6 protein-coding genes are annotated in these 6,150 nt (G+C 75.6%); 4 read left to right on the top strand and 2 right to left on the bottom strand.

The genetic code is table 11. From position 1 onward, the window contains the following. Both HMPREF3105_RS12130 and HMPREF3105_RS12125 read left to right on the top strand, forming a co-directional pair. A partial coding sequence (locus tag HMPREF3105_RS12130; RefSeq protein ID WP_070709843.1) for a single stranded DNA-binding domain-containing protein occupies positions 1-308 on the top strand: 308 nt, incomplete at its 5' end. A gap of 23 nt (positions 309-331) precedes the next feature. Continuing rightward, a complete protein-coding gene (locus HMPREF3105_RS12125; protein ID WP_020625079.1) occupies positions 332-1,036 on the top strand; it encodes a DUF3159 domain-containing protein in 705 nt (234 codons plus the stop codon). Here HMPREF3105_RS12125 and HMPREF3105_RS12120 read toward each other — a convergent pair. Together HMPREF3105_RS12120 and HMPREF3105_RS12115 are read right to left on the bottom strand one after the other, a co-directional pair. Further along, positions 988-1,701, bottom strand: a complete 714-nt coding sequence (locus HMPREF3105_RS12120) for a potassium channel family protein (protein ID WP_083325345.1) — start codon at positions 1,699-1,701, stop codon at positions 988-990. The genes HMPREF3105_RS12125 and HMPREF3105_RS12120 overlap by 49 nt on opposite strands. Beyond that, positions 1,698-2,399, bottom strand: a complete 702-nt coding sequence (locus HMPREF3105_RS12115; RefSeq protein WP_070709841.1) for a potassium channel family protein — start codon at positions 2,397-2,399, stop codon at positions 1,698-1,700. Before HMPREF3105_RS12115 ends, HMPREF3105_RS12120 begins: the two co-directional genes overlap by 4 nt. Positions 2,400-2,533: 134 nt before the next feature. Here HMPREF3105_RS12115 and HMPREF3105_RS12110 point away from each other — a divergent pair, with 134 nt between their 5' ends. Then, positions 2,534-4,486 (top strand): APC family permease, encoded by a 1,953-nt coding sequence (locus HMPREF3105_RS12110; RefSeq protein ID WP_070709840.1) that lies wholly within the window; start codon positions 2,534-2,536, stop codon positions 4,484-4,486. 158 nt (positions 4,487-4,644) lie between these two features. After that, positions 4,645-6,117, top strand: a complete 1,473-nt coding sequence (locus HMPREF3105_RS12105) for a class I SAM-dependent RNA methyltransferase (RefSeq protein ID WP_070709838.1) — start codon at positions 4,645-4,647, stop codon at positions 6,115-6,117. The last annotated feature ends 33 nt before the right edge of the window (positions 6,118-6,150 follow it).

Genomic DNA, 6,150 nt, shown 5'->3' with positions numbered 1-6,150 from the left:
CCGTCGCAGCCCGCCCGACCGGCGCCGCGGGCCGCATCGAGCGCCGCGGCGTCATCGCCTCCGTCACACTGCCCGGCGCGGACGAGGCGACCGTCTTCCGCGCGGTCTTGGCCGACCGCCTGCCCGCGCCCGGGAGCATGGCGCCCGCGGAGACGCTGCAGCTGGTCTGGCACGGGCGGCGCCGCGTGCCCGGTGTCATGCCGGGGGAGTGGCTGACGGTCCGCGGCCGCGTCACCCAGATGGACGGCGTGCCCACCCTGCACAACCCCGAGTTCGACCTGGTCGACGCGCCCGAGGCCACGCGCTGAGCACGGCCCCGAGAGGAGAGCCCATGACCGAGCCGCGTGGCCCCGTCACCGCCGCCCCGGACGGGGCCGGCCCCCTGCCGTCTCGAGCCCGCCTGGACGAGCGCGGCCGCCTCGACGCGCTGGGCAGCGTCGGTGGCTGGCGCGGCATCGTCGAGGCCTCCCTGCCCACCCTCGTCTACATGGTCGGCTACGTCGCCACCCAGCAGGTGTGGCCCTCCGGCGTGGCGGCCGTCGCGGTCGCACTCGTGCTGGGCGTCGCGCGCCTCGTCCAGCGCCAGTCGCCGGTCCAGGTGCTGGCCGGCCTCGCCGTCGTCGTCCTGTCCGTCGTGGTCTCCCTGACCACCGGCCAGGCCCGCGACTACTACCTGTGGGGCTTCGTCACCAACGCCGCCTACGGCCTCGCGTTCGCGGTGTCCGTCCTCGTGGGCTGGCCCGCGGCGGGCCTGGTGCTCGGCCTCGTGCGCGCCGAGGGCACCCGCTGGCGGGCCCACCGGCGTCGGCGCCGCGCCTACGCCGCGGCCACCTGGATCCTCGTGGCCGTGTTCGCGCTGCGCCTGGCGGTGCAGGTGCCCCTCTACCTCGGGGACGCCGTCACCGCGCTCGGGGTGGCCCGCCTGGTGATGGGCCTGCCGCTCTATGCCCTGGGGCTCTGGCTCGCCTGGTCCGTCAGCTCGCCCGGTCAGGACGACGGCGTGCCGGCAGACTCCGCCGCCTCCGAGCGTCCCTGAGCGCGGCCCTCGCCGACGAGGAGGCGACGCAGGGCCGGCTCGGCGGAGCCGGCGGCCAGGAAGAAGAGCTCGTCGCCCACCTCCAGGACCTCGTCCGCCGACGCCTGCCGGGGGGCGCCGTCGCGCACGACCGCCACGAGCGGAGCCTCCTGCGGCCAGGACACGGTGCCGATGCGCCGGCCCTCGAGCCAGTGCTCCGCCGGGACCCGGAACTCGGACAGCGCCGCGCCGCCGGCCTCCAGTCTGAGCAGGCGCACGAGGTCCCCGGTCTCCACGGCCTCCTCCACGAGCGCCGTCATGATCGAGGGGGTGGACACGGCCACGTCCACGCCCCACGACTCGTCGAAGAGCCAGTCGTTGAGCGGGTTGTTGACGCGGGCCACGGTGCGGCCGACCCCGAACTCCGAGCGGCTCAGCAGGGAGCACACGAGGTTGACCCGGTCGTCGCCGGTCGCCGCGACGAGCACGTCCGCCTCCAGGGCGCCGCACTGCTCGAGCACGGCCAGGTCGCACGCATCCCCGAGGACGAGGCGGGCGCCGCCGACGTCGGCCTTGCGGGCCGCGTCCGTGCGCGCCTCGACGACGACCACCTCGTGGCCGTGCGCGTGCAGCTCCCGCGCGATGGAGGCGCCCACGGCGCCGGCTCCGGCGATGACGGCCCTCATGCCCGTCCCTCCTCGTCCTCGTCCGTGCCGTCCGGCACGCGTGCCTCGCCCTGCAGGGCGGCCTCCACCTGGTCCCGGCGGTCCACCGGGTAGACGGCGTGCAGCACGTCGCCCTCCTGCAGGCGGTCGCCCGACCGGGGCAGCTGGCCGTCGCCGAGCCGGGTGAGGTAGGCGATGCGCATCCCCACCGAGGACTCGACGTCGGTCAGCCGACGGCCCCACCACGAGGAGTGGGGGACCAGCTCGGTCACGAGCAGCCGGCCGGAGGCGTCACGGTGCTCCGCGTCGGCGGTGCCGGCCGGCAGCAGCCGGCGCAGCACCTGGTCGGCCGTCCACTGGATCGAGGCGACCGTGGGGATGCCGAGGCGCTGGTACAGCCGGGCCCGGTCGGCGTCGTAGATGCGCGCCACCACGTGGTCCACGTGGAAGGTCTCGCGGGCCACGCGGGCGGCGATGATGTTCGTGTTGTCGTCCGCCGTCACGGCCGCCAGGCCCTGCGCGCGGTCGATGCCGGCGGCGAGCAGTGCGGAGCGGTCGAAGCCCACGCCGGCCACGAGCTCGCCGGAGAAGCCGGGAGCCAGCCCCTCCACGGTCCGCGGGTCGCGGTCCACGAGGGCGACGCCGTGACCGGCCGCGTCCAGCGCGGCCGCCAGCCGGGTGCCCACCCGTCCGCCGCCGACGATCACGTAGTGGGCCATGCCCGTCCCTGCCTCTCGTGCGGTGCTCCGTGCGCCGGGGAGCCGACGCGCGCTCCATCCTCGCATCCGGCGGGCACGTCCGGGAGCATCCGCGTCGCCGCGGCGCCCGGGCCCGGCGGGGGTACCGTGGTGCGGTGGCCACGCTGTCCTCCCTCCTGCGCCGCGGCCTCCTCGGTCGCCCCGTCACGTCGCACGCCGCCGACGAGCCCCGCATGAACCGGTGGCGGGCGCTGCCCGTGACCTCGTCGAACGCCCTGTCCTCCCTCGCCTACGCCCCGGACGAGGTCATCCTCACCCTGGTCGCCGCCGGCACGTCCGCGCTCGCGCTCGGACCCGCCGTCGGCTGGGCCGTCGTCGCGGTGATGCTGCTCATCGTCGTGTCCTTCCGCGCCGCGGTCGCCGCCGTTCCGCACGGCGGCATCTACCACATGGCCGGCACGAAGCTGGGCCCGAGGGCCGGCGTCGTCGCCTCGGCCGCACTCCTGCTGGACTTCGTGTTCACCGCCGCGGTCTCCGTGGCCGCGTTCGCCCACTTCGTGGCGGCGCTGGCCCCCGGACTCACCGTCGGCAGCCGTGTGCTGGTGGCCTCGGCCGCGCTCGTGGGCGTGCTGCTGGCCGCGCTCCGCGGGGTGCGGCTGTCTCGGTGGGTGCTGCCCGTGCTCGTGAGCGTGTTCGTCGCCCTGACCGCGCTGCTCGTCCTGGCGGGCCTGTGGCAGGAGGGCCGTGGGCTGCTCGGCGCGGCGCCGACGGCCGGGTGGACGCAGGAGGGCGTCGGGGTCGGCGGGACCGTCGGCACCGTGGCGACGGCGCTGCTCGCCCTGCGCGCGTTCAGCGCGGGATCCGTGCTGCTCACCGGCGTCGAGGTGCCGGTCTCGAGCACCCGCCTGATGGCCCGGCCGGCCGTGCCCACGGTGCGGTGGGTGCTCACCGTGATGGCCCTCACCCTCGGCGCGCTGACCGTGGGCGTCATGCACCTGGCCCAGCGCACCGGCGTCGTCGTCGGGCTGGAGCTGGAGAACCTCCGGGACGCCGCGGGTGCCGAGGTCACGCCCGACCGCGCCCCCGCCCCCGTGCTCGCCCAGCTCGCGGACACCGTGTACGGCCCGGGCAGCATCCTGTCCGTCGCCACCATCGCGGCCACCGCCCTGCTCCTGCTGTTCGCGGCCAAGTCGGCGTTCCGCTCGTTCCCCGCCCTGGCCGCGCGCGTGGCCGAGGACGGCTACCTGCCCCGGCAGCTGAGGGTCCGCAGCGACCGGCTGGTGCACACGTGGAGCGTCCTCGGGATGGGAGCCGTGGCCCTCTCGCTCGTGGTGCTCTTCGAGGCCCGGACCGCCCTGCTCGTGCAGCTCTACGTCATCGGCGTGCTGCTGGCCTTCACGCTCGCGCAGGCCGGCATGCTGCGGCTGTGGCGCCGCCGGCTCGTGCACACACCGGGCTCCCGGGCCCGCGCGGCCGTCCGGCTGCGCCTGATCATCACGGCGGTGGCCTGGGTGGTCACGGCGCTGGCGGGGGTCGTCGTCCTGGTCACCCGCTTCACGCAGGGGGCGTGGGTGGCGCTGCTGGCGATCGTGCTCGGCTCGCTGGTGATGGGGCGGATCCGCCGCCACTACGCGGACGTGGACCGCGAGCTCGCACCGGACCCCCAGGACGACGCGCGGGCCCTGCCCTCGCGGGTCCACGTGGTGGTCGTCGTGACCACGCTGGACCGGCCGGCGCTGCGGGCGCTGGCCTACGCCCGCGCGTCGCGGCCGTCCTCCCTCGAGGCCGTCGTCGTGGACGCCGAGCGCGCCGCCACCCTGGAGGTGATCGACGCCTGGGAGCGTGCCGGCCTGCCGATGTCGCTCACCGTGATCGCCTCGCCCTACCGCGACACGGTGGCCCCCCTGGTGCGGCATGTGCGCGAGCACCGACGCCGCTCCCCGCGGGACCTGACCATGGTGTTCATCCCGGAGTACGTGGTGCGGCCGGGCTGGCGCACGCTCCTGCACAACCGGACCGCCACCCGTCAGACGCGGCGGCTGCAGCGGGAGCCGGGCGTGATGGTGGGCTCGGTGCCGTGGCAGGTTCACGAGGGCCAGGGCTCCTGACCGCCCCGGCGCCCCGGCGAACGGCGGATGACGCCGTCCGACGGCGCGCCCACGATCGAGGCGACACAGCCGCATCGGTCTGCAAGGATGGTGATGATCTGACCAGTCGATGCTCAGGGCAAGACCTGAAGCGCGCTGCGATGCGAGAGGAGCCAGACATGGCAGTCGTCGACACGTCCACAGACGTCACCGGGATCGGGAGGACCATCGAGGTGGAGGTCGGGGCCATGGCCCACGGCGGCCACTGCGTGGCCCGGCACGAGGGGCGGGTCGTCTTCGTGCGCCACGCCGTGCCCGGCGAGAAGGTCCGGGTGGCCCTGACCGAGGCCGAGGACGGGGCCCGCTTCTGGCGCGGCGACGTCGTGGAGGTGCTGCGGCCCTCTGAGTTCCGGCGCATCCACCAGTGGAAGCTCGCAGACATGCTGCGCGCCCACGCCTCGGGCCGCCCGCCCGTGGGCGGCGCCGAGTTCGGCCACATCGTGGTCCCGCACCAGCGCCGGCTCAAGGCCCAGGTCTTCCGGGACACGGTGCACCGCATCGCCGACCTCGCGGTGGAGCCGGAGGTGTGCTTCGCCGGCTCCGAAGATGAGCCCACCGGCCAGCGCTGGCGCACCCGCAACGCGTTCGCGGTGACCCCCCAGGGGCACATCGCGATGCACGCCTACCGTTCGGCGACCCTCCTGCCCGTGCGCAACATGCCGCTCGGCGTGCCGGCCCTCGATGCGCTCGCCCTGTGGGACTGGGACTTCACCGGAGCCGCCCGCGTGGACGTCGCGACGCCGGCCTCCGGCTCCCGCCCCCTCGTGCTGGTGACGCCCACCCCGCAGACGCGGGCAGACGAGGTCAAGCTCGGCCGGCTGCGCACCCGGATCCGCCAGGCGGCCAACGCGTGCGACGTGGACGTCTCCACCGGCCTGGCCCTGCCCGGCCCGAAGCGGTTCCAGCCGGTCAAGGTCGAGCGCATCACCGGCAAGACCTGGGTCGAGGAGACCGTGGAGTCCGAGCGCGGCGGCACCAAGCGCTTCCGCGTCACGGGCGACGGCTTCTGGCAGGTCCACCAGCACGCCCCGGCCACCCTCGTGGACGCGGTGCTCGAGGACGCGCGCGTCGAGCCGGGCCAGGTCGTGGCCGACCTCTATGGCGGCGCCGGCCTGTTCAGCGCCTACCTGGCGGACGCCGTGGGCCCCGAGGGCCGCGTGTACTCGGTGGAGGCCTCCCGCCAGGCCTCGAAGGACGCCCGCCGCAACCTGCACGACCAGCCGCAGGCCTCAGTGCTCAACGGCCCCACGGACAAGGTGCTCGGCAGCTGGCTGAAGTACCCCGAGCGCCCCGTGGCCGACGGCGGCCTCGGCGGTGCCGCGCTGGACACCGTCGTCCTGGACCCGCCGCGGGCCGGCGCGGGGCGGCGGGCGATCGAGCGCATCCTCGCGCTCGAGCCGGGCCGCATCGTGTACGTCTCGTGCGACCCCGCCTCGTTCGCCCGCGACCTGGCGTGGCTGCGCGACGGCGGCTACGAGGTGGAGCGCGCCCGCGTGTTCGACCTCTACCCGGACACGCACCACCTCGAGTCGGTCACCGTGCTGGTGCCGGCCGCCCAGAGCACACCGGCCGCGGCCGTCGTCGAGATCTGATCCGGCGCCCGCGCGGCGGCCTCCGGGCCGCCG

It is taken from the genome of Micrococcus sp. HMSC31B01, assembly GCF_001816085.1.
Lineage (GTDB): Bacteria > Actinomycetota > Actinomycetes > Actinomycetales > Micrococcaceae > Micrococcus > Micrococcus luteus.
The sequence above is the reverse complement of the archived record's forward strand: the minus strand, read 5'-3'. Positions and strand labels throughout refer to the sequence as shown.

Coding starts and splice junctions, on each gene's coding strand:
- HMPREF3105_RS12125 (WP_020625079.1), top strand. CDS start 332: ATGACCGAGCCGCGTGGCCCCGTCACCGCCGCCCCGGACGGGGCCGGC.
- HMPREF3105_RS12120 (WP_083325345.1), bottom strand. CDS start 1,701: ATGAGGGCCGTCATCGCCGGAGCCGGCGCCGTGGGCGCCTCCATCGCG.
- HMPREF3105_RS12115 (WP_070709841.1), bottom strand. CDS start 2,399: ATGGCCCACTACGTGATCGTCGGCGGCGGACGGGTGGGCACCCGGCTG.
- HMPREF3105_RS12105 (WP_070709838.1), top strand. CDS start 4,645: ATGGCAGTCGTCGACACGTCCACAGACGTCACCGGGATCGGGAGGACC.